The sequence below is a fragment of the Kitasatospora sp. NPDC005748 genome (genome assembly GCF_040630735.1).
Lineage (GTDB): Bacteria > Actinomycetota > Actinomycetes > Streptomycetales > Streptomycetaceae > Kitasatospora.
Map to the genome: position 1 here is coordinate 50,554 of NZ_JBEXYD010000022.1, position 25,476 is coordinate 76,029.

The 25,476-nt window shown below is 74.8% G+C and carries 8 protein-coding genes and 1 pseudogene; 3 read left to right on the plus strand and 6 right to left on the minus strand.

Features of this window, described 5'->3' with window-relative positions; genetic code table 11:
• Position 1: 1 nt before the first annotated feature.
• From ABZ495_RS18235 to ABZ495_RS18245, 3 genes are all read right to left on the minus strand, one after another.
• Positions 2-17,221 carry a non-ribosomal peptide synthase/polyketide synthase gene (locus ABZ495_RS18235; protein WP_359836812.1) on the minus strand — a complete coding sequence of 5,740 codons (17,220 nt, stop codon included), beginning with the start codon at positions 17,219-17,221 and terminating at the stop codon, positions 2-4.
• Positions 17,222-17,369: 148 nt separating this feature from the next.
• On the minus strand, positions 17,370-18,716 hold the full coding sequence (locus ABZ495_RS18240; RefSeq protein ID WP_359836814.1) for a serine hydrolase domain-containing protein: 1,347 nt from the start codon (positions 18,714-18,716) through the stop codon (positions 17,370-17,372).
• A 104-nt stretch (positions 18,717-18,820) separates the two neighbouring features.
• Positions 18,821-20,029 (minus strand): cytochrome P450, encoded by a 1,209-nt coding sequence (locus ABZ495_RS18245; RefSeq protein WP_359808355.1) that lies wholly within the window; start codon positions 20,027-20,029, stop codon positions 18,821-18,823.
• A gap of 1,214 nt (positions 20,030-21,243) precedes the next feature.
• On the opposite strand from ABZ495_RS18245, the gene ABZ495_RS18250 reads away from it, so the two are divergent.
• Positions 21,244-22,197 carry a hypothetical protein gene (locus ABZ495_RS18250; protein WP_359836816.1) on the plus strand — a complete coding sequence of 318 codons (954 nt, stop codon included), beginning with the start codon at positions 21,244-21,246 and terminating at the stop codon, positions 22,195-22,197.
• Between the two features lie 47 nt (positions 22,198-22,244).
• Here the strand turns inward: ABZ495_RS18250 and ABZ495_RS18255 are convergent.
• Both ABZ495_RS18255 and ABZ495_RS18260 read right to left on the minus strand, forming a co-directional pair.
• Positions 22,245-22,465 (minus strand): annotated as a pseudogene (locus ABZ495_RS18255) (ZIP family zinc transporter); the annotation flags it as partial.
• Positions 22,466-23,395 carry a WYL domain-containing protein gene (locus ABZ495_RS18260; protein WP_359808357.1) on the minus strand — a complete coding sequence of 310 codons (930 nt, stop codon included), beginning with the start codon at positions 23,393-23,395 and terminating at the stop codon, positions 22,466-22,468.
• Positions 23,396-23,451: 56 nt separating this feature from the next.
• Between ABZ495_RS18260 and ABZ495_RS18265 the strand changes: the two genes are divergently transcribed.
• Together ABZ495_RS18265 and ABZ495_RS18270 are read left to right on the plus strand one after the other, a co-directional pair.
• Positions 23,452-23,928 carry a hypothetical protein gene (locus tag ABZ495_RS18265; RefSeq protein WP_359836817.1) on the plus strand — a complete coding sequence of 159 codons (477 nt, stop codon included), beginning with the start codon at positions 23,452-23,454 and terminating at the stop codon, positions 23,926-23,928.
• Positions 23,925-24,473, plus strand: a complete 549-nt coding sequence (locus ABZ495_RS18270) for an NIPSNAP family protein (RefSeq protein WP_359836819.1) — start codon at positions 23,925-23,927, stop codon at positions 24,471-24,473. Before ABZ495_RS18265 ends, ABZ495_RS18270 begins: the two co-directional genes overlap by 4 nt.
• 334 nt (positions 24,474-24,807) lie before the next feature.
• Here ABZ495_RS18270 and ABZ495_RS18275 read toward each other — a convergent pair whose 3' ends face one another.
• The gene (locus ABZ495_RS18275; protein WP_329491812.1) at positions 24,808-25,068 is read right to left on the minus strand and encodes a GlsB/YeaQ/YmgE family stress response membrane protein; all 261 of its coding nucleotides are present in this window, start codon (positions 25,066-25,068) and stop codon (positions 24,808-24,810) included.
• Positions 25,069-25,476: the final 408 nt, after the last annotated feature.

A 25,476-nucleotide genomic window follows, 5' to 3' on the forward strand; every position in this document is an offset into this window, starting at 1 on the left:
CTCACCGTTCGTCGTCGTCGTCGGGGCCGCCGTACGCGGCGTCTTCGAGCTCGCTCAGCACCTGCTCCTCCACCAGCTCCGCCAGGGCGGCCACGGTGCGGGAGACCAGGATGTCGCGGGGGGTGAGCGTGACGCCGAAGGCGTCGTTGGCGCGGGAGGCGATCAGCAGGGCGCGCATCGAGTCGCCGCCCAGCAGGAAGTAGTCGTCCTCCACGCCCACGGCCGTCCGCAGGCTCTCCTCCCAGATGGCCGCCACCGCCTCCTCCGTGGGCGTGCGGGGCGCCACGTGGCCGGCCTGCCCCCACTCGACGGGGGCGGGCACGGGCAGGGCCGTCCGGTCGGTCTTGCCGCTCTCGGTGAGCGGGAAGGCGTCCAGGACCGCGAACGCCGAGGGGACCATGTAGCCCGGCAGGGAGCGGGCGGCCAGCGCGCGCAGCTCGGCGCCGGACGGCGCGTCGCCGCCGGGGCCCGCGAGCAGGTGGGCGACCAGGCGAGGCTGCCCCGGCTCGTCCTCCCGCACGCTCACCACGGCGTCCAGGACGGACGGGTGGCGCACCAGGACCGCCTCGACCTCGCCCGCCTCGATCCGGTGTCCGCGCAGCTTGAGCTGGTGGTCCGTGCGGCCCAGGTAGTGCAGCTCGCCTCGGGAGTCGCGGCGCACCCGGTCGCCGGTGCGGTACATCCGGGTGCCGGGCGGACCGAACGGGTCGGCCGTGAACCGCGCCGCGGTCAGCCCCGGCCGGCCCAGGTAGCCGCGGGCCAGGGCCGGTCCGCTCAGCCACAGTTCGCCGGGCACGCCGTCGGCCACCGGCCGCAGCCGCGCGTCCAGGACGTAGGCCCCGGTGGCGGGCAGCGGGCGGCCGATGGGCGGCGCGGCGCCGTCCGGCTCCAGCGGCGCGGACCAGGTGGCGACGACGGTGGCCTCGGTGGGCCCGTAGGAGTTGACCATGCGGTGCCGCGGGGCCCACCGGGCCACCAGGTCGGCGCTGCACGCGTCGGCGCCGACCACCAGCGTCTTGAGGTCCGGCAGCGTGCCGGGGGTGCCGGGCGGCAGGGTGGCCAGGGCGGCCGGGGGCAGCAGGGTATGGGTGATCCGCTCCTCCCGCAGCACCTGGGCCAGCGAGGTGCCGAGCAGCGGACCGGGAGCGGGGACCACCAGCCGGGCTCCGTGCGGGAGGGACATGCACAGTTCGAGCACGGAGGCGTCGAAGCTGGGGGTGGCGAAGGCCAGCACCCGGTCACCCGGGGCCACTTGGTAGTGCTCGGCCTCGGCCGCGGCGAACACCGCGAGCCCGCGGTGGGTGAGGACGACGCCCTTGGGGGTACCGGTGGAGCCGGAGGTGTAGATCACGTAGGCCGGGTCGTCCAGGTCCAGCGGGCGGCTGCGGTCGGCGTCGGTGGGCCGGCGGTCGGGCGTGCCGTCCGCCGGCGCGGCCAGCAGGCCGGCCACCTCCTTGGCATCGAGGGTGAGCGCGGGAGCCGCGTCGCGCAGCATCAGCTCGACCCGTTCGTCCGGATAGGTGGGGTCGACCGGCAGGAACGCGGCGCCGGTCTTCGCCACCGCCAGCTGGGCCAGCACCATGTCCGCCGAGCGCGGCAGCAGCAGCGCCACCAGCTCGCCGGGACCGGCGCCGCGCGCGATGAGCCGGTGCGCCAGCCGGTTGGCGTGCGCCTCGACCTCGGCGAAGGACAGCTCCAGGCCCGGGGCGGCCAGCGCCGGTGCGTCCGGCCGGCGGTCCACGGCGGCCTCCACCAGGGCGGGCAGCGTGGCCCGGGGCGCCGGGTCGAGCGGCGGTCGCACCGGCCCGTGCAGCAGCCGGGTCCGCTCCCCGGGCGGCAGCACGTCGATGTCGTCCAGCCGGCCGGCGCCGTCCGAGGCGGCCAGCGCGGACAGCGTGTGCAGCAGCTGGGCGGCCAGCGAGCCGGCCGTGCCGGGATCGAAGTACCGCGGGTCGTAGCCGAGTTCCACACTGAGCCGGTCACCGGGTGAAACCACGACCGTGAGCGGGTAGTTGGTGGCCTCCCGGGCCTCCAGGTCGCGGATCAGCAGTCCGTGCGCGCCGGCCGTCGCATCGCCCACCGGGTAGTTCTCGAAGACGATCAGACTGTCGAACATCGCTGTGCCGGGCGGCAGTTCGCTGAGGGCCTGGATCTCGCTCAGCGGCAGGTGGTCGAACCGGCGGTCCTCGGCCCGGGCCTCCTGCACCGCGCGCAGCCACCCGTCGCAGCTCGCGCCGCCGTCGACGGTGACACGGGCGGGCAGCGTGGTGATGAAGAGGCCGATGATGGTGTCCGCGCCGACCAGGTCGGCCGGCCGCCCGGAGACGGTGGTGCCGAAGCACACCTGCGACTGGCCGCTCCAGCGCGAGAGCAGCAACGCCCAGGCCCCCTGGACCAGGGTGTTCAGGGTGAGGCGGTGGCGACGGGCGAACTCCTGGAGGCGGTGGGTCTCGGCCGCGCCGAGCCGCTGCGACAGCCAGACCCCGGAGCAGGCCGTCGCGTCCTGACCGGGCCTGCGGTCGTAGGGCAGCGTGGTGGGCGTAACGAGGTCCGCCAGGGCGCCCCGCCAGTGGTCCGCCGCCCGGCCGGTGTCGCGGCCGGCCAGCCAGCCCGCGTAGTCCGCGAAGGGCCGGCGCTCGGGCAGACTCGGCCGCTCGCCGCGGGCGAGCGCCGCGTGGGCGGCCAGCACGTCCGACAGGACCTGGAAGACGCTCCACCCGTCCAGCAGGACGTGGTGGAAGGTCCACACCACGCGCACCGCGTCCGGGCCGAGCCGGACCAGGTCGAGCCGCAGCAGCGGGGCCCGGTCCAGGCCCAGCGGGCGGCCCCGCCGCTCGGCGAGGAACAGTTCCAGCTCCGTCCCGAGCCGCTCGGGCGCCACGGCGCTCCAGTCGTGCTCGGTGACGGGCAGGGTCGCCTGCCGGTGCACCACCTGAAGGGGTACGGGCACGTCGTGCAGCACCACGGAGGTGCGCAGCACCGGTGTGCGGTCGACCACGTGCTGCCAGGCGGCGGCCAGCAGTCGCGGGTCGCGGGCGCCGTCCAGCACGAAGGTGAGCTGCTCGACGTAGAGGCCGCTCCCCGCCTCGTCGAGGCCGTGCACGACCATGCCGGTCTGGGTCGGCGTGAGCGGGTAGATCTCCACCACCTCCCGCCCGGTGCCCGCCAGCCGGTCGACGGCCGGCTGGTCCAGCGGAGCGAGCGGGAAGTCGGAGGGCGTGCGGCCCCCGGCGCCGGGCTCGGCGCAGTGGCGGATGATCGCCCGCAGCTCGTCGGCCAGTTCGGCCGCCAGCCGGGCGACGGTCTCCCGCCGGTGCACCTCCCGGGAGTACGACCAGGTGAACCCCAGCCGCCCCTCGCTCACCTGCCCGAGGACGTCGAGGAGGTGCGGCCGCTCGGCCGAGGGGTCCATACCGCCGCCGAGCGGGCCGGACGGCGCGTGCAGCAGACCGCCCGGTGGGTGGTTCCGGTCCTGGCGCCCCAGGTAGTTGAAGCCGATCCGCGGCAGCTCCGGCAGCGGCGGTCCCCCGGCGGGCCGCAGGTGGCGAAGCGCGCCGTAGCCGAGTCCGCCGCGCGGCACCGCGCGCAGGCTCTCCTTGACCGCCTTCAGCGCGCCACCGGTGTCCGCGTCCCGGGGCACCTCCAGGGCGACGGGGTACATCGTGGTGAACCAGCCGACGGTCCGGGCGAGGTCGACGTCGTCGAACAGCTCCTCCCGGCCGTGGCCCTCCAGGGTCACCACCACCCGGTCCCGGCCGGTCCAGCGGGACAGCACGCGGCCCAGGGCGCAGAGCAGGACGTCGTTGACCCGGGTCCGGTAGACGTCCGGCACGTCCTGGAGCAGCCGGCGGGTCTCCTCGGCGTCCAGGCCGACGGTCAGCGCCTCCTCGACGGCCGCCGTGTTGGCGCCGTCGAGGTCCCTCGGCAGCACGATCGCGCCGTCCCCGTCGTCGAGGCTCTGCCAGTGGACGAGTTCGTCGTCGAAGCCGCCGGCCGCGGTGTGCGCGGCGAGCCGGCGGGCCCAGGCCTGGAACGAGGTGCTCTTGGCCCCGAGGTCGGGCGTCCGACCTTCGCCCAGGGCGCGATAGGCGCGCTCCAGGTCCTCCAGGATCAGCCACCAGGAGACGGCGTCCACCACCAGGTGGTGCGCGGCCAGCAGCAGGACCGGGTGCGCCGCGCCGTCGAAGCGGCACAGCGCGGCGCGCAGCAGTGGCCCGCTGCCCAGATCGAAGCCGTCCGCCAGGTCGGCGGCGGCCTCCCGCAGCGCCGCCGCGAGGACCCGCGGCTCACCGCCGGGCAGGTCGTGCACCCGCAGGCTGACCGGCGCGCCGCCGGGGGCGGCTCCGTACTGGCGCCACTGACCGGGGCCGGTCGGCTCGAACCGGAGGCTCAGCGCGTCGTGGTGGGCCAGCACGGCGGTCAGGGCCGCGCGCAGCAGGGTCTCGTCGGCGTCCGCCGCGAGCTGGTAGGAGACCCCCTGGGTGAAGCGGGCGTCACCGCCCAGGGTGTCGAACAGCCAGTGCTGGACGGGGGTGAGCGGAACCTCGCCCACCACCGCGCCCTGCTCGGCGACGACCGCCGCGACCGGCGCCTCCTCGGCGGCCAGGGCGAGTTCGGCCAGTGTCTGGTGCGAGAACAGGTGCCGGGGGGTCAGCGCGAGCCCGGCCCGGCGGGCGGCCGAGACGATCTGGATCCCCAGGATCGAGTCGCCGCCGAGCGCGAAGTAGTTGTCGTCCGGGCCCACGTCGGGCACACCGAGGACCTCGGACCAGATCGCGGCGAGCAGCCGCTCGGTGCCGGTGCGCGAGGGCCGGTCGCCGGCCGCGGCCGGGGTGGCCCGCGGCGGCTCGGACAGGGTTCCCCCCGGCGCCGGGGCCACCGCCGCCGCGAGCCGTTCGAGGGCCGCGCGTCCGCGCGGCGGGTCCGGCAGCGGCACGTCGGCCGGCGACTGTTCGAGGTCCGCCGCGATCGCCGCGAGCAGCGTCGCCAGGCCCGCCCCGAGCGCCTCGACGGTCGCCGCGTCGAAGGCGGCCGGGTCGTACTCGAGGCTGACCGACAGCGCCTCGCCGGGCACCACCACCACGCACAGCGGGTAGTTGGTGGGCTCCACGTCGCGTTCGGCCTCGACGGCCAGGCCGTAACGGTTCACCGCGTCCTCGTCGAACGGGTAGTTCTCGAAGACCACGATGCTGTCGAACAGGCTGGTCCCGCCGGGCACCTCGCTCCAGGTCTGCAGCTGCGCCAGCGAGACGAAGCCGTGGCGCCGGTCCTCCGACTGGGCGGCCTGCAGAGCACGCAGCCACTCCCGCAGCGGGCGCTGTCCCTCGATCCGCACCCGGGTGGGCAGCGTGTTGATGAACAGCCCCACCATCGAGGTCACGCCGGGGAGTTCGGCAGGCCGACCGGAGACGATGGTGCCGAACACCACGTCGTCGCCGCCGCCGCAGCGCGCGAGCAGCAGCGCCCAGGCGCCCTGCAGCACCGTGTTGACGGTCAGCCCCGCCTGTTGCGCCGTCTCGCGCAGCCGCGGCGACAGGTCGTCGTCGAGCGCCACGCGCACCGACGCGCCGGAGGAGGCACGGTGGGCCTCGACGGGCCACCGGTCCCGGGGCAGCGGGGTGGCGGCCGGGAATCCGGCGAGGGCCTCGCGCCAGTGCCGCTCGGCCCGGGCGGGGTCCTGCCCGGCCAGCCAGCCCAGGTAGTGGCCGAAGGGAGCCCGCTCGGGCGCCGCCGGCGGGCGCCCGGTGGTGAGGGCGTCGTACCGCTCGCACACCTCGTCGAAGACCTGGGCCGCGCTCCACCCGTCCAGCAGGACGTGGTGGAAGGTCCACACCATCCGCACCCGGGTCGGTGACAGCCGGATCAGGGCGAGCCGCATCAGCGGCGCCGTGCGCAGGTCGAGGCCGGCCTGCCGGTCCTCGGCGACCAGACGGGCCGTCTCGCGCTCGATCCGGTCGGCCGGCCACTGCGACCAGTCGTGGTGGGCCACCGGCACGGCGGCCCACTGCTGGACGACCTGGTGCGGCTCGGCACTCTCCTCCCAGGTCAGCCGGGTGCGCAGGATCGAGTTGGCGTCCGCGGTCCGCTGCCACGCCTCGGCCAGGGCGTGCGGGTCGGTGACCCCGGACAGCACCAGCTGCACCTGGTTGAGGTAGGTGCGGCCGTCCGGTTCGAGCAGGCTGTGGAAGAGCATGCCGGCCTGCATCGGCGTCAGCGGGTAGACGTCCGCCACGTCGCGCCCGTCCCCCACGATCCGGTCGACGGCCGCCTGGTCCAGGCGGGCCAGCGGGAAGTCGGCGGGGGTGCGGCCGCCGGCGTCCGGGTCGGCGCAGTGGGCGACGATGCCTTCCAGTGCGGTCACCATGCCGTCCGCCAGCGAGGCCACGGTCCGCTCGTGGTGGCGGCCGGCGCTGTAGTACCAGCTGATCTCCAGGTGGTCGTCCTGGACGCGGGCCACTACGTCGAGCAGGTGCGGGCGCGCCGCGCCGGGCGCCTGCGCGCCGTCGAGCCCGCCGGGGACCGCGCGCACCAGGGCGGCGCCCTCGTCCGACCAGTCGAACCGGCCCAGGTAGTTGAAGCTGATGCCGGGAGTCGCCGCACCGACCAGCTGGGCGTCCTGGGCGAGGTGGCGCAGCGCGCCGTAGCCCAGACCCCGGTCGGGCACCGCGCGCAGTTGCTCCTTCACGGACTTGAGCGCGGTGCCCCAGTCCCCCTCGGGCACCCGGAGGGCGACGGGGAAGAGCGTGGTGAACCAGCCGACCGTGCGGGACAGATCGATGTCCTCGAAGAACTGGTCCTCGCGCCCGTGCCCCTCCAGCCCGACGGCGACGGTGTCCCGCCCGGTCCATCGGGCGACGACCCGGCCGAGCGCGGTGAGCAGGACGTCGTCGATCCGGGTCCGGTAGACCCCGGGGACCTTGCGCAGCAGTTCGTCGGTGCGTTCCCGGTCCAGCCGGACCGTCACCGCGCGCACGTCGGCCGCGGTGTTGCCGCCCTCGCGGTCCACCGGCAGCGGCGCCGCGCTGTGCCGGGCGACCGCCGTCCAGTGGGCACGCCGGCCGGCGAACCCGCCGCTCGCCGTGTGCTCGCGCAACCGGCGCGTCCATTCCTGGAACGAGCTCGTCCGGGCGGGCAGGCGCAGCGGCCGACCGGCCGCGGCCTGCCGGTAGGCGGTCTCCAGGTCCTCCAGCAGCACCCGCCAGGAGACCCCGTCGACCACCAGGTGGTGCACGGCCAGCAGCAGCCGGGCGGGCCCGGTGCCGCCAGTGGTGAACAGGCGGGCGGTGAGCAGCGGGCCGGTCTCCAGCCGGAACCCTTCGTGCGCCGCCGCGGTGGCCAGGGCCTCGGCCCGCTCGGCCGCGCCCGGCTCCAGGCCGGCCAGGTCGCAGACTTCGAGCAGCTCGGGCGCGGGGGCGTCCGCCGGGGCGCAGTGCTGGCGGACGCCGCCGTCCGGCTCGGCGGTGAAGCGTGACCGCAGCGCGTCGTGGTGCGCCCAGAGGGCCGTCAGGGCGCGGCGCAGCACGTCCGGGTCGACCTGGCCGGGGGTCTCCACGACCACGCTCTGGTTGAAGAAGCCGGCCTGCGGCGGGCGGGGGTCGAGGTACCAGTGCTGGATCGGCGCGAGGGCGACCTCGCCGCTCACCGGCTCGGTGCCGGCGACGGAGCCCGCCGTGCCGGTCATGACGGCCAGTGCGGCGACGGTGGGGAACCGGAACAGGTCGCGGGGGGTCAGCGCGAGCCCCGCTGCCCGGGCCCGCGAGACGACCTGGATGCTCAGGATCGAGTCGCCGCCCAGCATGAAGAAGTCGTCGTCGACGCCGACCCGGTCCACGCCGAGCAGCTCCGCCCAGATCGCGGCGAGCACCTGTTCGGTCCCGGTGGCCGGTGCCCGGTAGGCGCTGTCTCCGGACGCCGCCCAGTCGGGGGCGGGCAGCCGGCGCCGGTCGACCTTGCCGTTGGCCGTCAGGGGCAGCTCGGGCACCGTGACGAACGCGGCGGGCAGCATGTAGTCGGGCAGGTCGGCCGCCAGGTGGCTGCGCAGGGCGGTGGCGGACGGCGCCGCTACGCCTTCGGCCGGCACCAGGTGGGCGGCCAGCCGCTTGCGGCCGCCGTCCTGGTGGAGCGAGACGACCGCCTCGGCGACGTCCGGGTGGTCGGTGAGTCGCGCCTCGATCTCGGCGGGTTCGATGCGGAACCCGCGGACCTTGATCTGGTCGTCCGCCCGCCCCACGAAGTGCAGTTCGCCGTCGTCGCTCCAGCGCGCGGTGTCACCGGTGCGGTACATCCGCTCCCCCGGCGGCCCGAACGGGTCGGCCAGGTAACGGGTGGCGGTCTCGCCGGGCCGGCCGGCGTAGCCCCGGGCGAGCCCGGCGCCGGCGATGTACAGCTCTCCCACGATGCCGGGCGGTTGCGGCTGGAGCGCGTCGTCGAGCAGGTAGACGCGGGTGTTGTCCAGCGGGCGTCCGATGGGCAGCACCGCGGACAGCGACTCACCGGCGCGGAAGACCCGGCGGGTGGCGAAGGTGGTCGTCTCGGTCGGACCGTAGCCGTCGACCACGGTCAGGTCGGGGCACGCCTCCAGGACCCGGCGGACCACCGCGCCCGGCACGGCCTCGCCACCGGTCCACACTTCCCGGGCGCCGCGCAGGCAGCCGGGGTCCTCCTGGGCGAGGAGGCGGAAGAGGCCGGCGGTCAGCCAGAGGTGGCGCACACCCTGCTCGGTGACGGCGCGCCGGACCACGGCCGCGTCCAGTTCCACCGGAGGGGCCAGCACGGCCGTGCCGCCGCGCAGCAGGGGCACCCACACCTCGTAGGTGGAGGCGTCGAACGCGTGCGGGGAGTGCACGAGCACCCGGTCGTGGCCGGTGAAGGCACGGCCCAGGGCGAGCGCGGCGACATCGCGCTGGCGCACCGCGACGCCCTTGGGCGTGCCCGTCGAGCCGGAGGTGAACATCAGGTACTGGAGGTTGTCGGGGTGGACCGCCGGACCGTCCTGATCGGGCCGGCCCTCGGCGGCCGCGTGGTGCGTCGGCTCGTCCGGGCGCAGCACGCCGTCGCCGGGGCACAGGTCGCGCGCCGTCGGCTCCCAGTCGGCGTCGGTGAGCACCAGCCCGGCGCCGGCCTCGGCCAGCGTCCGGCGCAGCCGCTCGCGCGGCGCCCGCCCGTCCAGCGGCACGTACACCCCGCCGGTGCGGACCAGTGCCAGTTGGGCGACGATCAGCCACACCGAACGGTTCATCAGCACGCCGACCGGGCGTTCGACCCGGACGCCGAGCGCGGTCAGCCGGCGCGCCAGGGCGGCGGCGCGGGCGTCGAGCTCCCGGTAGCTGAGTCGCTCGTCGCCGGCTTCCAGCGCGACGGCGTCGGGCGTGCGGCGCACCTGTTCGGCGAACAGCTCGGCGACGCTGCGTTCGGGCAGGTCGGTGGCGGTGTCGTTCCAGGCGTGGAGCACCTGGGCGCGGCGCTCCGCGCTCAGCAGCGGCAGCCGGGCGGGCGGGCGCTGGGCGCCGTCGGGCATACCCGCCAGCAGGACGGTGAGGTACTCGGCCATCCGCCCAGCCGTGGCGGCGTCGAACAGCTCCGGGTCGTAGCAGAGCCGCAGCGCCAGCTCAGGGCCCGGGTAGGCCACCAGGCTCAAGGGGTAGTTGGTGGTCTCGACACCCTCCAGGCCGCTCAGGCGCAGGCCGTGGGCGGCGGCGAGTCCGTCGTCCACCGGGTAGTTCTCGAAGACGACGATGCTGTCGAACAGGGCGGTCCGCTCGGGAAGGCCGGTGAACGTCCGCATCCGGGTCAGTGGCACGAAGTCGAAGCGCCGGTCCTCGTTCTGCTCCCACTGGAGCCGGCGCAGCCAGTCGACCAGGGTGCCGACGGCCGGTACCGCGGCGCGGGTGGGCAGCGTCGCGATGAAGAGGCCGGTCATCGCCTCGGCGCCGGGCAGCTCGGCCGGCCGGCCGGACACGGTGGTGCCGAACACCACCTCGTCACGGCCTGACTGACGCCCCAGCAGCAGCGCCCAGGCGCCCTGGACCAGGGTGTTCAGGGTGAGGCCGGTGGTCTTCGCGAAGTCCTCCAGGGCCCGGGTCGCGGACGCGGGCACGCTCACCCGCACGGCCTGGCCGGACTCCGCGTGGTGGCTCTCGCGGGGTTCGCGGTCCCAGGGCAGCGGCGTTGCCTCGGCCAGGCCGCCGAGGCGCTCCCGCCAGTGCTGCTCGGCCGGGTCCCAGTCGCGCTCGCGCAGCCAGGCCAGGTAGTCGCGGTAGGGAGGGCGCTGCGCCGTCCCGTCCGGGAGGCCGAGGCCGTCGAGGACGTCCGGAGCGTCCGGCCCCGCCGCGCAGAGCGCCGCGTGGCAGGCGAAGACGTCCGACAGCACCTGGAACAGGCTCCAGCCGTCCAGGATCAGGTGGTGAAAGGACCAGACCACGCGCACCCCGGTCTCCGAGACCCGTGCGAGCGCCAGGCGCTGGAGCGGCGCCTGGGCAAGGTCGATGCCGGTCGCGCGGTCGCGGTCCAGCAGGTCGGCCAGCCGCTCGCGGCGCTCCTCCTCGGTCAGCTCGCGCCAGTCCAGGCCGGTGACCGGGACGGGGGCGCGGCGTTCCACCACCAGCAACGGCTCGGGCACGTCGTGCCACCGGACGCGGCCGCGCAGCACCGCGCTGCGCCCGGTCACCCGCTGCCAGGCCGCGGCCAGCCGGTCCGGGTCGGGTACGCCCTCCAGGACGAAGGTCAGCTGCTGGAAGTAGGCGGCGCTGTCGGCCTGGGAGAGGGCGTGGAAGAGCATGCCGGTCTGGGTCGGCGTCAGCGGCAGGACGTCCTCCACGGCGCCCGGCTCGGCTCCCACGACGCGGTCCACGGCGGCCTGGTCGAGCCGGACGAGCGGGAAGTCGGACGGCGTGCGGCCGCCCGCGCCCGGCCGGGCCGCGTGCCGGGCGAGGTCGGCCAGCGCGGTGGCGAAGCGTCCGGCCAGCGCCTCGACGGTGGAGGGCAGGTACCGCTGGTCGGAGTAGAACCAGCTGAACTCCAGCGCGTCACCGTCGAGGCGTCCGACGACCTCCAGGGCGTGCGGGCGCTCGACCAGGGGGTCGGCGTCCAGCTCCAGCGGGCGGAAGGTGCCCCGGTACAGGCCGTCCGGGCCGTCCGGGAACGCGATGCGCCCCAGGTAGTTGAAGCTGACCTGCGCCGTCCTGCCCTGCGCCGTCCTGACCTGCGCCGCCGCACCCCGCGCCGCCCCGATCCGGCCCAGCCGGTGCAGCACGTCGTGGCCCAGGCCGTGCCGGGGAACGGCCCGCAGCTGCTCCTTGACCTGCTTGAGGACCGCGTCCCAGTCCGCCTGCGCCGGAACGGCGAGGGCGACGGGGTGCCGGGTGGTGAACCAGCCGACGGTACGGCTGATGTCGAGGTCGGGGAAGAGTTCCTCCCGCCCGTGCCCCTCGACGTCGACCACCACCCGGTCCTGCCCGCTCCACCCGCACAGGACCCGGCCGAGAGCGCTCAGCAGCACGTCGTTGACCTGGGTGCGGTAGGTCTCGGGCAGGGTGCGCAGCAGGATGGCGGTGTCGGCGGCGCTCAGGCGCACGGTCACCGAGCGGGCCGAGGCGTAGGTGTCGGCGCCCGCCAGGTCGGCCGGGAGCGGGTCCGCGCGGTCCGGGAGGGCCCGCGCCCAGTAGCCCCGCTCGTCGTCGAAGCCGCCGTCGGCGGCGTGCGCGTGCAGCCGCTGGGCCCACTGCCGCAGCGGCGAGGACTTGGCGGGCAGCGCCGCCGCTCCGTCGCCGCCGTCGCGGCGGGCCCGGTAGGCCCGGTCGAGGTCCTCCAGCAGCACCCGCCAGGAGACGCCGTCCACCACCAGGTGGTGCACGGCCAGGTGCAGGACGGGCGGGCGGCCGGCCCCGCGCTCGTGCAGCACGGCGCGCAGCTGCGGCCCGTGGCGCAGGTCGAAGGGGCCGAAGTGCGGGGTGTCGGTGTCCGGGCCGCTGTGGCGGGCCAGGGCGACCCGGCGGGTCTGCTCGTCGATCCGCCAGCGCGGGTCCGCGCCGTCGGCGGCCCCGAACGATGAGCGCAGGGCGTCGTGGTGAGCGACCAGGTCGTTCAGCGCGTCCTCCAGCGCCGCCGGGTCCAGGTCCTCGGGCAGCCGGACGGACAGCGCCTGGGCGAAGTGGCCGACGCGTTCGGCGCCCGCGTCGAACCACCAGTGCTGGATGGGCGTCAGGGGGCTCTCGCCGGTGGCGGCGACCACGGCGGGGGCGGTCGGCCGCGACCGGTCGGCGGCGTCCGCGCAGCGGGCGAGCGCGGCGACCGTCTGGTGCTGGTAGACGTCCCGGGAGGTCACCGGCAGGCCGGACTGCCGGGCGCGGGCGACCACCTGGATGCTCAGGATGGAGTCGCCGCCGAGCTGGAAGAAGTTGTCCTCCGCGCCGACCCGCTCCACCTGGAGGACGTCCGCCCAGATGGCGGCGAAGGCCCGCTCGCTGGGAGAGCGGGGCTCGACGTGGCCCGCGGCGCGCGGGGCCGGTCCCGGAGCGGGCAGCCGGCCGCGGTCGAGCTTGCCGTTGGGGTTGAGCGGGAGGGTCGCCAGCACCAGGACCGCCGAGGGGACGAGGTAGTCGGGCAGCGTGAGAGCGAGCTCCCGGCGTACGGCTTCGGGCTCCGTGCGGCCTCCCGGGACGGGGACGACGTAGCCGACCAGGCGCCGGGTGCCCTCGCTCTCGCGGACGGCGGCGGCTGCCTGCGCCACGCCCTCGCAGCCGCGCAGTGCCTCCTCCACCTCCCCCAGTTCGATCCGGAAGCCGCGGACCTTGACCTGCTGGTCGATCCGGCCGACGTACTCCAGCTCACCCTCGGGGCTCCAGCGGGCCAGGTCCCCGGTGCGGTACATCCGCTGCCCCGGCGCGCCGTACGGGTCGGCCACGAACCGGGCGGCGGTCAGGCCCGGGCGGCCGAGGTAGCCGCGCGCCAGGCCGCCGCCACCGAGGTACAACTCGCCGACCACGCCCGGAGGCTGCGGGCGCAGCGCGTCGTCGAGGACGTAGCCGCGGGTCAGCGCGAGCGGCCTGCCGATCGGCGGTGCCTGCTCCGGCAGCCCGTCGCCCGCGAACCAGGCGGTGGCGTACACGGTGGCCTCGGTGGGGCCGTAGAGATTGGCGATCTCGCACCCGGGCATGACCTCCCGCAGGTCGCGCACCACCTGGGCCGGGAGGGCCTCACCGGCCAGCACGACGGTCCGCGCCTCCACCGGGGCCCCGCCGCCGGCGAGCAGGCGGGAGATCACCGAGGGCACGCCGCTGACCAGCCCGACCTGCCGCCGGCCGGGCGTGTCGGCGAGGGCGGGCAGGTCGGCGACCACCTCGACGCTCCCGCCCGCCAGCAGGGGGCAGAGCAGTTCGAAGACCGACACGTCGAAGTTGAGCGAGGTGGCGGCGATCACGTGGTCCAAGCCGCCCGGACCGAACCGCTCCCCCGCCCAGCCGGCGAGCGCGACGACCGTGCGGTGGGCGACCACCACACCCTTGGGGCGGCCGGTGGACCCGGAGGTGTAGATGACGTAGGCCGGGTGGTCCGGCGCCAGCGGCCCGAGCCGGTCGGCATCCGTCAGATCGGCTTCGTCCCTGCCCGGGGCGTCGGCGAGCTCGTCGAGGATCAGGGGCTCGCAGCCCTCCGGCAGCGCGGCGGCCGTCTGCCGGGTGGCGACGACGAGCACCGGCTCGGCGTCGTCGAGCATCAGCCGGATGCGCTCGGCCGGATAGCCCGGGTCCAGCGGGAGGTACCCCGCGCCCGACTTCAGCACCGCCCAGAGCGCCGAGGGCAGCTCGGCGGAGCGGGGGAGGCAGAGCGCGACCAGCTTCTCCGGGCCCGCGCCCCGGGAGACCAGCAGCCGGGCGAGGCGGTTGGCACGCCGGTTCACCTGGGCGTAGTCCAGTCGCACCGCGTCGCAGACCACGGCGGTCCGCTCGGGGGTGCGGGCCGCCTGCGCCTCGAACAGCTCGGGCAGGGCGACCTCCGCGGTGGTGGGCCCGGTGCGCGCGGGCGGGTTCCACGAGTCGATCAGGGTGCGCCGCTCCTGCTCCGAGAGCATCGGCAGTTCGGCCAGCCGCAGCTGCGGGCCGTCCGCCATCGCCGCCAGCAGTCGGTGCAGGTGGCGGGACATCCGGGCCACGGTCGGGGCCTCGAAGAGGTCCGTGTTGTACTCGACGGTCAGGACGCAGCCGCCCCCGGCGTCCGGGGAGAACTCCAGGACCAGGTCGAAGCGTGCGGCGGGTCGCGGCAGCGGGTGTTCTTCGAGGCGCAGGCCGCCGGCGCCCGGCAGGTCGAGGGGGGCCTGCTGGACGACGAGCACCTGCACCAGCGGGGTGCGGCTGGGGTCCCGGGGCGGGGCCAGCTCCTCGACCACCCGGTCGAAGGGCACCCCGGCGTGGACGAAGGCGTCCAGCACGGTCGTGCGCATGTTCTCGACGAACCGGTCGACGGTGACCGTCTCGTCCACGTCACCGCGCAGCACGACCGTGTTCGCGAAGAAGCCCGTCACATCCTCCAGCTCACGGCGCTCCCGCCCGTTGGTGACGGTGCCGAAGGCCACGTCCCGCTGTCCCGAGTAGCGGGAGAACAGCAGCGCGGACGCCCCCGCGAACAGGGTGAACACCGTCGTGCCGCGTCCGGTGGCGAGGTGCCGAAGCCGGGCCACCAGGTCCGCGGGCAGGTGGTGGCGGTGTGCGGCGCCGGAGGTGGTGCGCACCGCGGGCCGCGGCCGGTCGGTGGGCAGGTGCAGGTGCTGCAGCCCGGACAGGTGGCGCTTCCAGTACCCGAGGCTCCCGGCGTCCTCCGCGACCTGCGCGTTCGAGGCTTGACGCCGCTGCTCCCAGACGGCGAAGTCGGGGTACTGGAGGGCCGGCACGGGCAGCGCGTCCGGTTCGCCGGAGACCTCCGCGTGGTAGAGCGCGGCCAGTTCGCGGACCAGGACGCCCACCGACCACCCGTCGGTGATGACGTGGTGCTGCCCCAGCAGCAGCAGGTGCTCGTCGGGGGCCAGGCGCACCAGCAGCGCCCGGGCCAGCGGGCCGCCCGTCAGGTCGTAGGGGCGGCTCAGCTCGTCGGTCAGCAACCGCTCGGCGGCCTCCGCGCGCCGCACCGCGGGCAGCTCGCCGAGGTCAGCCGTGCGCAGCGGCAGGGCGGCCTGCTCCGCGATCCGCTGCACGCCCTGCCCGTCGACCGTGTCGAACGTGGTGCGCAGCGAGGCGTGCCGGGCGACCAGGCGCCGCAGGGCCCGGCTCAGCGCCTCGGGGTCCGGTGCGCCGTGCAGCCGCAGGGCCACGCCGGTGTTGTACTCCGTCCCGCCGGCCGTGAGGTCGTCGAGGAACCAGAGCCGTCGCTGGGCGTTGGACAGCGGCAGCGGCACCCCGCGCGGGGCGGCCGGGATCGGCTCGGGCGGCGCGGCGGCGCGGTGCCCGCCCAGCAGCGGGGCCAGGGCCGCCACGGAGCGTGCGGTGAAGACGTCCCGCAGGGTGAGCCGGACGCCCAGTTCGTCCCTGATCCGGGCCAGGGTGCGGGCGGCGAGGATCGAGTCGCCGCCCAGTTCGAAGAAGTCGTCCGTCGCCCCGACCGTGTCGGCGCCCAGCACGTCCGCCCAGATGGCGGCCAGGGTGCGCTCCGGCGCGGTGAGCGGTGCCGCCCGGTCGGCGGACGCCGGGCGGACGGGCGCGGGCAGCGCTCGCCGGTCGATCTTGTTCTGCGAGGTGAGCGGCATCGCCGCCAGCACGACGACGACGGACGGCACCAGCTGGGCCGGCAGCGCGGCGGCCAGGTTCGTGCGCAGCTCCGCCGGGTCGGGGGCCCGCTCCGGGTCGGCCGGGGTGACGTAGCCGACCAGGCGTTCCCGGCCCGGCTCGTCCTCGCGGACCACGACGACGGCCTCGCCGACGGCGGTGTCCCGCCGCAGGGCGGCCTCGATCTCGCCCGGTTCGATCCGGAAGCCTCGGAGCTTCACCTGCCGGTCGAGCCGGCCGAGGAACTCCAGTTCTCCCTCGGCGTTCCAGCGCGCCCGGTCGCCGGTGCGGTAGAGCCGGGCGCCCGGTTCTCCGAACGGGTCGGCGACGAAGCGGGCGGCGGTCAGCCCGGCGCGGTTCAGGTAGCCGCGCGCCACCGCTTCGCCACCGATGTACAACTCGCCTTCCAAGGAACCCGGTTGCGGACGCATCGCCGCGTCCAGCACGTACACCCGGGTGTGCGGCAGGGCCCCGCCGATCGTCGGTGTACCGGCACCGGCCGAGAGCGGCCCGGTCCAGGTGGCCACGATGGTGGCCTCGGTCGGACCATAGGAGTTGATCATGCGTCGGCCCGGCGCCCAGCGGTCGACGAGCGCGGGCGGGCAGGCCTCGGCCCCGACGATCAGTGTGCGCAGCCGGTGGGCGGTGCCCGCAGCGGGGGCGGGCAGCGTCGCCAGCGCGGCCGGCGGGATCAGGGCGTGCGTGATGCCGTGCTCGTCCAGGACGGCGGCGAGTTCGTCGCCCAGCCAGGGGCCGCCCGGGGGCACCACGAGTGTGGCCCCGGACAGCACCGAGATGAAGAGCTCCAGGACGGAGGCGTCGAAGCTGGGCGAGGAGAACTGCAGCACCCGGTCACCGGCCCGCACCGCGTACCGCTCGATGGCGGCCGCGGTGAACCCGCCGATGCCGCGATGGGTGACCGCCACGCCCTTCGGCGTCCCGGTGGAGCCCGAGGTGTAGATCACGTACGCGACGTGGTCGGCACCGACCGCCGGCCGGGGAAGGCCGTTCCCTCCCCCGTCCGCCGCGTCCAGCACGGCGCGCACGAAGCCCGGGTCGTCCAGGGTCACCGCGGGCGCCGCGTCGGCGAGCATGAGAGCGCGCCGCTCGGCGGGGTAGTCGGGATCGACCGGCAGGAAGGCGGCGCCCGCCCTCGCGGTGGCCAGCTCCGCCGCGATCAGCTCCATCGAGCGCGGCAGGACCAGTGCCACCGTCCGCTCCGGCCCGGCCCCGCGCCGTACGAGGTACCCGGCCAGCAGGTCGACCCGTGCCGCCAGCTCCCGGTAGCTCCAGGTGCGCCGGCCGTCGGTCACCGCGGGCGCGTCGGGCGTGCGGGCCACCCAGGTGGCGAACAGCTCGCCGAGCGTCGCGCCCCCGTCCACCGGGGACGCCTCGTGCTCGGGCACCCCGAAGGCTTCACCGGCCTGCTGCGGGGTGGGCGCGGGGACGAGGTGGTCGGGCTGGTCGGCCATGGAGATGAGGTCCTTCCGGGCGGGGAGGAGGCGGCGCGAGCGGTTTGCGGGCAGCGGAGTGCGGCCGGGCACGCCCGACGCGTACTCCGGCACCAAGGGCTGAACGGACTGACGAGCTGACAGGCGGACGAGCTGAGGAGCTGCGGGCTCAGGCGTGATCGGTGCGACGCGCGGTGCGCCCCGCTATCTGCACGCGGTCGATCGCACCGGTGCACGGGTCGCGGTGGAACCGCCCCCCGGCCTCCCGACGGCCGGACCCCGGGTCGACCAGGTCGAACGACAGGTCGGGGTAGCAACGCAGCGGTATCGGCACGTCGCCGTCCACCGACAGCACCGGCGAGCCACCGGGCCCCGGCGCGACGCGGTACCGGGTGCCGCCGTTGGCGTAGGCGCCCGCGCACTCGGGCAGCGCCACCGGCTCGCCCGCTGCGACGGGCTCGACCACGGTGGGCACCCGCACCCCCGCGATCCGCTCCAGGTCCTCGGCGAGGTCCCGCCAGAGCGCCGTCGCCGCACCGGCGTTGCCCGTGAAGGCGACCACCGTGCCGGTGTCCGGTTCGACCCGCAGGTGGCACGAGGTGCCCTGGGCGTTGCCGTCGTGGCCGCACCACAGCTTCTCGTCCTGCCGGAACAGGGCCAGTCCCAGCCCCCAGCCGTCGGCGAGCGCCCCCGGGTCGGCGGCGAGTTCCGCGTGGCGCAACTCCTTGGCGACCACGGGCGGCAGCGCCGCGGTCCGGCCGACCAGGGCGCCGCCGAGCGCGGCGAGGTCTTCGGCGCTCGCCAGCAGGGCGCCGGCCGGCGCCTCCAGCGGAGCCAGGTTCTGCCGGACGGGGCGGACCTGGCCCGTCGCGGTGTTGAGGGCGTGACCGGCCGCGACGGGGCGGGCGGGGGCGGACGGACCCAGGAACGCGGGCACGGTGCCCAGGGGTTCGAGGAGCAGGGCGTCCATCGCCTCGTTCCACGGCATGCCGGTCACCGTCTCCACCAGCCGCCCGGCGGCGACGTACCCGGCGTTGGAGTAGGAGAAGTCGGTCCCGGGCGCGAACAGCGCGCCCTGGGCGGTGCACACCGACGACAGGTAGTGCGCCGCGGTGGTCCGCGCCGCCGCGTCGGAGTCGGGGCCGGTGGACAGACCGCCGGTGTGGCTGAGCAGGTGACGGACCGTCACTTGTGGCAGCTCGCGGAGTTCGGGGAGGTACTCGGCGACCGGGTCGTCCGGGTCGAGGTCGCCGTCCTCGGCGAGGAGCAGCACGAGCGCGGCCGTGTAGGGCTTGGTGAGAGACCCCAGCGGGACGGCGGTGTCCTCGGCGAAGGGAGCGCCGGTGCCGGCGTCGGCCGTACCGGTGTGCACGGAGACGACCTCCGAGCCGTTGTCCAGCACCAGTTGGGCACCGGGCACCCGGTGCAGGCGGGCGAGGGCGTCGAGTCGGTGCTGCAGCTCCCGTCGCTCCGGGAACGGCGCGCGTCTGCGGGTCGGGGCAGTGTTGTACACCATGAGAAGGGACTCCCGTTGATGGCTCTCATGTGCAGGTCCGAACAGTCGGCCGCGGGTGAGCGCGGACCGACCGGGGTACGGGCGAGGGTGCGGGCGGGTCCGGCCTACGGCCTGACGACCTCGACGGGCAGGTGCCGCACGCCGAGGATCACGGCCGGGTTCTGGTACACGATGTCCTCGTAGGAGGGGACCGCCACGGAGCGGAATCGTTCCTGCAGCAGGCGCAGAGCGATCACCGCCTCCAACCGGGCCAGCGGCGCACCGAAACAGAAGTGGATGCCGTGGCCGAAGGTCAGGTGAGGATTGGGGTGGCGGGTCACATCGAAGACGTCGGGGGCGTGGAAGCGGGCCGGGTCGCGGTTGGCGGCACCGAGATGGGCGATCAGCATGGACTCGGCCGGAAGTTCGTGACCGCCGAGCACCACGGGCCGGGCCACGCGGCGACCCAACTCGGCGAACGGGGGCAGCCAGCGCAGCACCTCCTCGATGGCCGACGGGAGCAGTCCGGGGTCGGCGCGCAGCGCGGCGTCCGTGCCGGGGTGCCGGTCGAAGGTCAGCACGGCGTTGCCCAGCAGCGCGGTCGTGGTGACATGCCCGGCGACCAGCAGCAGGGCGACGAACCCGACCATCTGCTGGTCCTCCAGGCGGACGCCGTCCACCTCGGCGGCGATCAGCCTGCTGGTGAGGTCGTCCCCCGGGTGCGCACGGCGGGCACGGATGTGCTCCAGCATGTACCCGTTCATCTCACGGACGGTGGGGGCGATGGCCTCCAACGCCCGTGACAGGTCCGCCATGTCGGGTGCTTCGCCGAGCTGGTCTCCGCTGAACAGGACGCTCGCCCAGTCCTGGAAGAGCCGGTGCTCGTCGGCCGGCACACCGAGCAGTTCCGCGATGACGATGATGGGCAGCGGGTACGCCAACGCGTCGACCAGGTCGAACCGGTCCTGGTCCGCGACGGCGTCCAGCAGTCGCGCGCACAGCGCCTCGATCCGCGGCGCCAGCCCCTGGACGACCCGCGGGGTGAACGCCTGGCTCACCAGCGCGCGCAGTCTTCGGTGGTGCGGCGGGTCCATGCCAACGAAGTTGCCCTGCCGGAAGACCTCGAAGTCCTCCTGGGTGGGGGCGAGGGAGGAGAGATCCGAGGAGTAGGTCAGCGGATCGGCGAGCACAGCGGCCACCGTCGCGTAGTCCAGGACCTGCCACAGGCCCTGACTCTCCTCGTACCGAACCGCTCCGGCCTCGCGATCGTCCGACCAGCGGTTCGATATCTCCTCCAACAGTAATTCCGGGCTGCCTAACTGACGAGCGGTCACCAGTTCTCCTTGGGTCGGGACTCGCGAGCATCACAGGGTCTGGAACGGGATACGCCGGGTCGGGCCCAGCGGACATGCGCCATCGGGCCGCACCGCGGCGCCCGGCGGGGCACAGCTCTCCCCGGGCACGCCGCTGGGAACGGCCCGGACGGCGGGATCCGGCTGACCCCCTACCGGGGTTCCGGCGTCCGGGCGAAGCGGGGCGACCGAGACGCCCGTCGCAGCCCGGCGCGCCTCAGCGGTCGGCTGTCATCGCGCGCCCCGACCCGCACGGCGAACCAGCCTGACATCGCATTCCCCTCACCCTTCTCCTCTGTGCCACGGCTGCACAGCACCAGCACGCCCCGAGCCGATCGGCCCCCCACGGCGAACCCGCCATAGTCTTCACGGTGAGTCACACCATGGCAACCCCCCGAGGTCGAACCGGAAGGAATTCTCAGGTGCGTCTCGGGCAGGACGCCGATCCGCCGTTCGTCACCCCCGTCTGCCCCGTCAGCGCGCCCTCAACCAGGTCTGCACCGTCTTCGGCTCTGCCTCCCGCGCGGGCGGCTCGACCGGCGGTGCGGGTAGTCGTCGATCGGACTCGCGCCCTCGGCCCCCGCCTCCACAAGCGCACCCCCCATCCGCGTCCGCCGGACCGGCGCCGGGGTCCCCCGGCGTCGCACCCGGCCGCACGAGCAGGAGAACGGAGCCTCACTGAGGGGTGCTCCGCCGGACGGGAGCCGACGGCCGTCGGAACGGCACGGTCAGGGGGCCGTTCGACCGCCGGTCACCAATGGCCGGTGGCTTGGCCTGTTGCCCGGGCGGTTCGGCCCACCACCATCAGGGCGTCCGGCTCGCGGCAGCGTTCACCTCTCCGTCCCGGCTCGGCGGAGGGCATCCGGACATCAGGATCTCTGCAGCAGGCCCAGTGAGCGATCGCGCAAACGCAGTCGCACCACATGGTGGATCTATCAAGAAGGAGGGTGAGTTCAGCGTGACGTCCGATATCGGTCTCCGCCTCGCCATCGACGGATCCGCACAGAAGATGAAGGGGGGCCATCAAGAACTCCCCTGGTCCAAGGTCCGGGGACTGGCGTCCGGCAACGACAAGCCGGCCGGCACGGCCCACGCCGCACGCGCCTGGAACAGCTTCTGCGCCGCCTCCGGGTCGAACACCGCCGCCCGGCAGGTTGCTCGGCGGCCGTCGACCCCTACCCACCGGGACGGTGCACATGAGTGACGACCAGCCCGGCCCGTACGGCCCCCAGCCACACCACCAGCCCGGCCCGTACGGCCCCCAGCCACACCACCAGCCCGGAGGGTTCGGACCGGCGGCGGCCTCCGGGCCGCAGCCGCTCGGCCAGCAGGGCTGGGGCCCGCCCCAGCAACCGCACCCCTTCGTACAGCAGTTCCCGTACGGCGGCGCACCGGGTGGCTACCCGCCGCCGAAGCCGGCCGCGGGGAAGAGGACGGGCCTGATCATCGCCGGAGTGGTCGTCGCCCTCGCGGTGATCGCGGGAGGCGCGTACGTCGTGGTCGGCGACGACGGTGGGGGCGCGGGCCACGGTGACGTCACCGCGGACAGCAAGGGCTACACGCTCGTGGCTCCGGAGTCGGTCGATGCCTACAAGAAATCGGGCCCGGCCAGTGCGCCCGGAGAGTTGACCGCCGAGCAGAAGAAGGAGGCGGCGGGCGGCGGTGTGAACAACGCGCAGGCGGTGTCGGGGGTCTACAACGCGGCAAGCACTGACCCCGGCGATCCGGCGAAGGTGGGAGGCAAGCGCCTGATCTTCGATGGCCTCTACGGCGACATCCCCGACCCCGCCACGGCGCTGGACCACTATTTCGCCAACATCACCAAGAAAGGCTTGAAGGGTGACGGCAAAGCGCGTGGTCTCAAGCTGGAGCGCCTCGGAGAACCCAGGGCCGTGAAGCCCGACGGTTTCGAGGGCGCGCTCATGAAGTGCCAGGACGTGAAAGTCACCCCTGACAAGAACGCCGACGCCCCGAAGGGCGGTCCTGCGGAGTTCCGGTTCCCGGTCTGCGCCTGGGCCGACTACTCCACGCTGGGAGGCGTCAACGTCGTCGAGTTGGCGCAGGCGATGAATGGTGGCAAGGGCGTCTCGCAGGAGGAGGTGGCCGCCTTGACCGCCGAGCTCTACAAGACGGCGCGCAGAAAGGCCTGACGCACAGGGGGAGGGGCCCGCCCGAAGCGATCGCCCCTCCCCCGCGCACCCTGCCGCTCGCTCTCCGAGGGCTGCGACGGGCCGTGCCCGGACCGCTCGCGATGCCGGGCTCCCCGCCGCGCCGGCACCACGTCGCCCACCGTGTACGCCGCCGCTCCCCCAGCGCCCCCACGGCGGCCGGGCCCGGTCCGCCCTCCTCGTACGCCTCACCCAGCAGCTCGCACGACACCGCCGACAGCAGTACCCCCGGGGATCCCTCTGCCCGGAGTCATCCCCCGTAGCGGGTGGCCAGGGTCCGTACCGTCTCGGCGATGCGGTCGCGGAGTTCGGCCGGTGCCATGACCTCGATGTCGGTGCCCAGCCGGAGGAACTCTCCGTGGGCGTGGTCGATGGACTCGATGGGCAGCCGGGCTTCCGTCCACCCGTCACCTGCTGGTGTCACGCCGAGCCGGCGGGCTCCCGCCGGGGTGAGCCGTACCAGAGCCTCCCCGGTGTGCAGCCGGGCTCGGAAGTCGGCGAGGTAGGTGTTCCAGTGCACGGCCAGGTCGAACCCGTCCGGGACGACGAACTCCTCCTCCAGGGGGCGGAGTCGAACGATCTGGTCGACCCGGTAGGTGCGGATTCCGGTCGGCCCGCTTGCGACCAGGTACCAGCGGCCGGCCTTGAGTACGAGTCCGTACGGCTGCACTCGCCGCTCGATCTCCTGCGGTGCCCGCCAGCGCCGGTACCGCAGGACCACCGCCCGCCGGGCCCACACCGCGGCGGCGATCGCGGCCAGGTGAGGGGTGCGGTCGGCATCGCCGTACCAGCCCGGGGCGTCGAGCAGGAAGCGTTCCTGGATCCGCCCGGCGTGCTCGCGCAACTCGGCGGGAAGGGCGGCCCGCAGCTTGAGCTGGGCGCTGGTGAGTGCCTCGCCGAGGCCGAGCTCGGCGGCGGTGCCGGGGAGTGCGGCGAGGAAGGCGGCCTGCGCCTCGTCCGCGGTCAGCCCGGTGAGTCGGGTTCGGTAGCCCTCGACCAGCCGGTAGCCGCCCGCGTGCCCGGCGTCGCCGTACAGGGGTATACCGGCGGCCCCGAGCGCCTCGACGTCGCGGTAGACCGTACGGACGGAGACCTCCAGTTCCGCGGCCAGCTGCTGGGCCGTCATCCGGCCCCGGTTCTGGAGCAGCAGGAGAAGGGTGACCAGCCGGCTCGCACGCATGCTCCCCATTATCCACTGACAGCGGATGTCAGTGGAGTGCCCCTAACCTGCGGCGCATGAACGACTTCGACTTCTTGCACGGCTCCTGGCACGTGGCCAACCGGCGCCTCACCACCCCGCTCGACGGCGCGGGCGCGGGCGCCGGCACCTGGGAGGAGTTCCCGGGCCACTCGGTGATCCAGCCGTTGGTCGGGGGCGCCGGGAACATCGACGAGATCACCTTCCCCACCCTCGGCCGCCAGGGCGTGACCCTGCGGCTGTTCGACCACGGGACGAAACTGTGGTCGATCCACTGGTCCGACAGCCGGACGGGCCGGCTGGATCCCCCGGTGGTCGGCGCATTCACGGGCGACCGCGGTGACTTCCACGGCGAGGACACCTACGACGACCGCCCCATCCGGGTGCACTTCACCTGGTACCGCCTCGGCCCGGACGCCGCCCGCTGGGAGCAGGAGTTCTCCGGTGACGGCGGCCTCACCCGGGAGCTCAACTGGATCATGGACTTCACCCGCACCGGGCCGGCCGGCGTATGAGCATCGTCGAACTCCGGCAGTACACCCTGCGCCCCGGCGCCCGGGAGACCCTGATCGAACTGTTCGAGCGCGAGTTCGTGACCGGCCAGCAGGCGGCCGGCATCACGATGGGGGGCCGGTTCCGCGACCTTGACGACCCGGACCGCTTCGTCTGGTTGCGCGCGTTCCCCGACATGACGCACCGCCGGCACGCGCTGGAGGCGTTCTACACCGGCACGATCTGGCGCGAGCACCGCGACGCGGCCAACGCCGCCATGGTCGACAGCGACGACGTCCTGCTGCTGCGCGGTCCGGGGTTCACACCTGAGCCGTCCACCCGCGAGGTGGTCGCGACGCTCTGCCGGCCGTCGGACGCGGCGGCCTTCGACACGTACGCCGCCCGGCACCTGGACCGGCGGCATGCGCTGCACCGCACCGAGCACGCCGAGAACGACTTCCCCCTCCTGCCTGTCCGCACCGGGGTGGACGTGCGGGTCTGGTTCGGCCCGGCCGAGCCACCACCTTGGCCGATCCGGCGGCTGCGGCTGGAGCCCGTGACGAGTTGACCTCGTGCTGCCACGAGGCGGGGAGCCGCCCGGCCAGGACTACCGCGGTGACCTGAGCACCGGCCACAGGGTCCGGGCCACGCCCATCGGCTGTCCCGGAGCGGCAGCCGCCCGCACCGGCCAACCGGCGCCGGGTGCCGGGTGCCGGCACCACCGTCAGGCAGCGTTCCGCCCCGTCGTGCAGTGCCGCTCGGTCGCTTCGGTCGCCGCGCCGGGCGGCCTGTCGGGTGGACCGGCCCGGGAGGGCCTGCCCGACCGATCACCCGACTCCAGCGCATGCGAGTGCCCCGCCGACCGAACAGGGCGACGGGGCACCGTGAGCGGCGGGCGCCGGTCAGGCGTGTCGGCGGCCCCACAGGGGTGTGACGACCATGATGAGGACGGCGGCGGCCGCGATCTGGAAGATGTGACGGATCCAGTCGATGCCACCGGTGTCCGCGACACCGAAGGCGCCGGCGAGCGCGTTGCCGATGAGACCGCCCACCACACCCAGGATGACGGTGAGCCACAGGGGAATCGGCTGGCGGCCGGGGATGACCAGCTTGGCCAGTACGCCGATGATGAGACCCGCGACAACGGCCCAGATGAACGACATGATCTTCTCCTTGTACGCGTAAGGCATGACCGTCCGGTGATGCGCCCCGCCTTCCCCGTCAGGGCCGCCGCACACCCGTTCCGGACGGGTCTCCCACTCCGTCCACCCGGCCTGGGCGGCCGAGGTGTCCCACCGCTCGGCGTCGCCGGCCGACCCGCCAGCGGCCGGCACCGGCCTTCCCTTCCTCCATCGCGGCCCTCTGCCCGGTCCGTGACCGACGCGGGCCCCCGTCCAGGCGGTGCGGGTCGGCCGGAGGCTCGTTTCTCGCAGGGGTGGACCGGGCCGGAGGCTCGTTTCCCGCGGGGATGTGCCGGCAGCGACGGGGAAGGAGGCTCCCGGTCCGGCGCGTCCCGGCCTACCCCCCGTTCGGGACGGTTGCCGGGTAGCGCATACTCACCTGGCCACGGC

What these genes read in the sequence shown, in the direction of transcription:
- ABZ495_RS18270 (WP_359836819.1), top strand. Translation starts at nt 23,925, where the DNA reads ATGAGCATCGTCGAACTCCGGCAGTACACCCTGCGCCCCGGCGCCCGG.
- ABZ495_RS18275 (WP_329491812.1), bottom strand. Translation starts at nt 25,068, where the DNA reads ATGTCGTTCATCTGGGCCGTTGTCGCGGGTCTCATCATCGGCGTACTG.
- ABZ495_RS18235 (WP_359836812.1), bottom strand. Translation starts at nt 17,221, where the DNA reads ATGGCCGACCAGCCCGACCACCTCGTCCCCGCGCCCACCCCGCAGCAG.
- ABZ495_RS18240 (WP_359836814.1), bottom strand. Translation starts at nt 18,716, where the DNA reads ATGGTGTACAACACTGCCCCGACCCGCAGACGCGCGCCGTTCCCGGAG.
- ABZ495_RS18265 (WP_359836817.1), top strand. Translation starts at nt 23,452, where the DNA reads ATGAACGACTTCGACTTCTTGCACGGCTCCTGGCACGTGGCCAACCGG.
- ABZ495_RS18250 (WP_359836816.1), top strand. Translation starts at nt 21,244, where the DNA reads ATGAGTGACGACCAGCCCGGCCCGTACGGCCCCCAGCCACACCACCAG.
- ABZ495_RS18260 (WP_359808357.1), bottom strand. Translation starts at nt 23,395, where the DNA reads ATGCGTGCGAGCCGGCTGGTCACCCTTCTCCTGCTGCTCCAGAACCGG.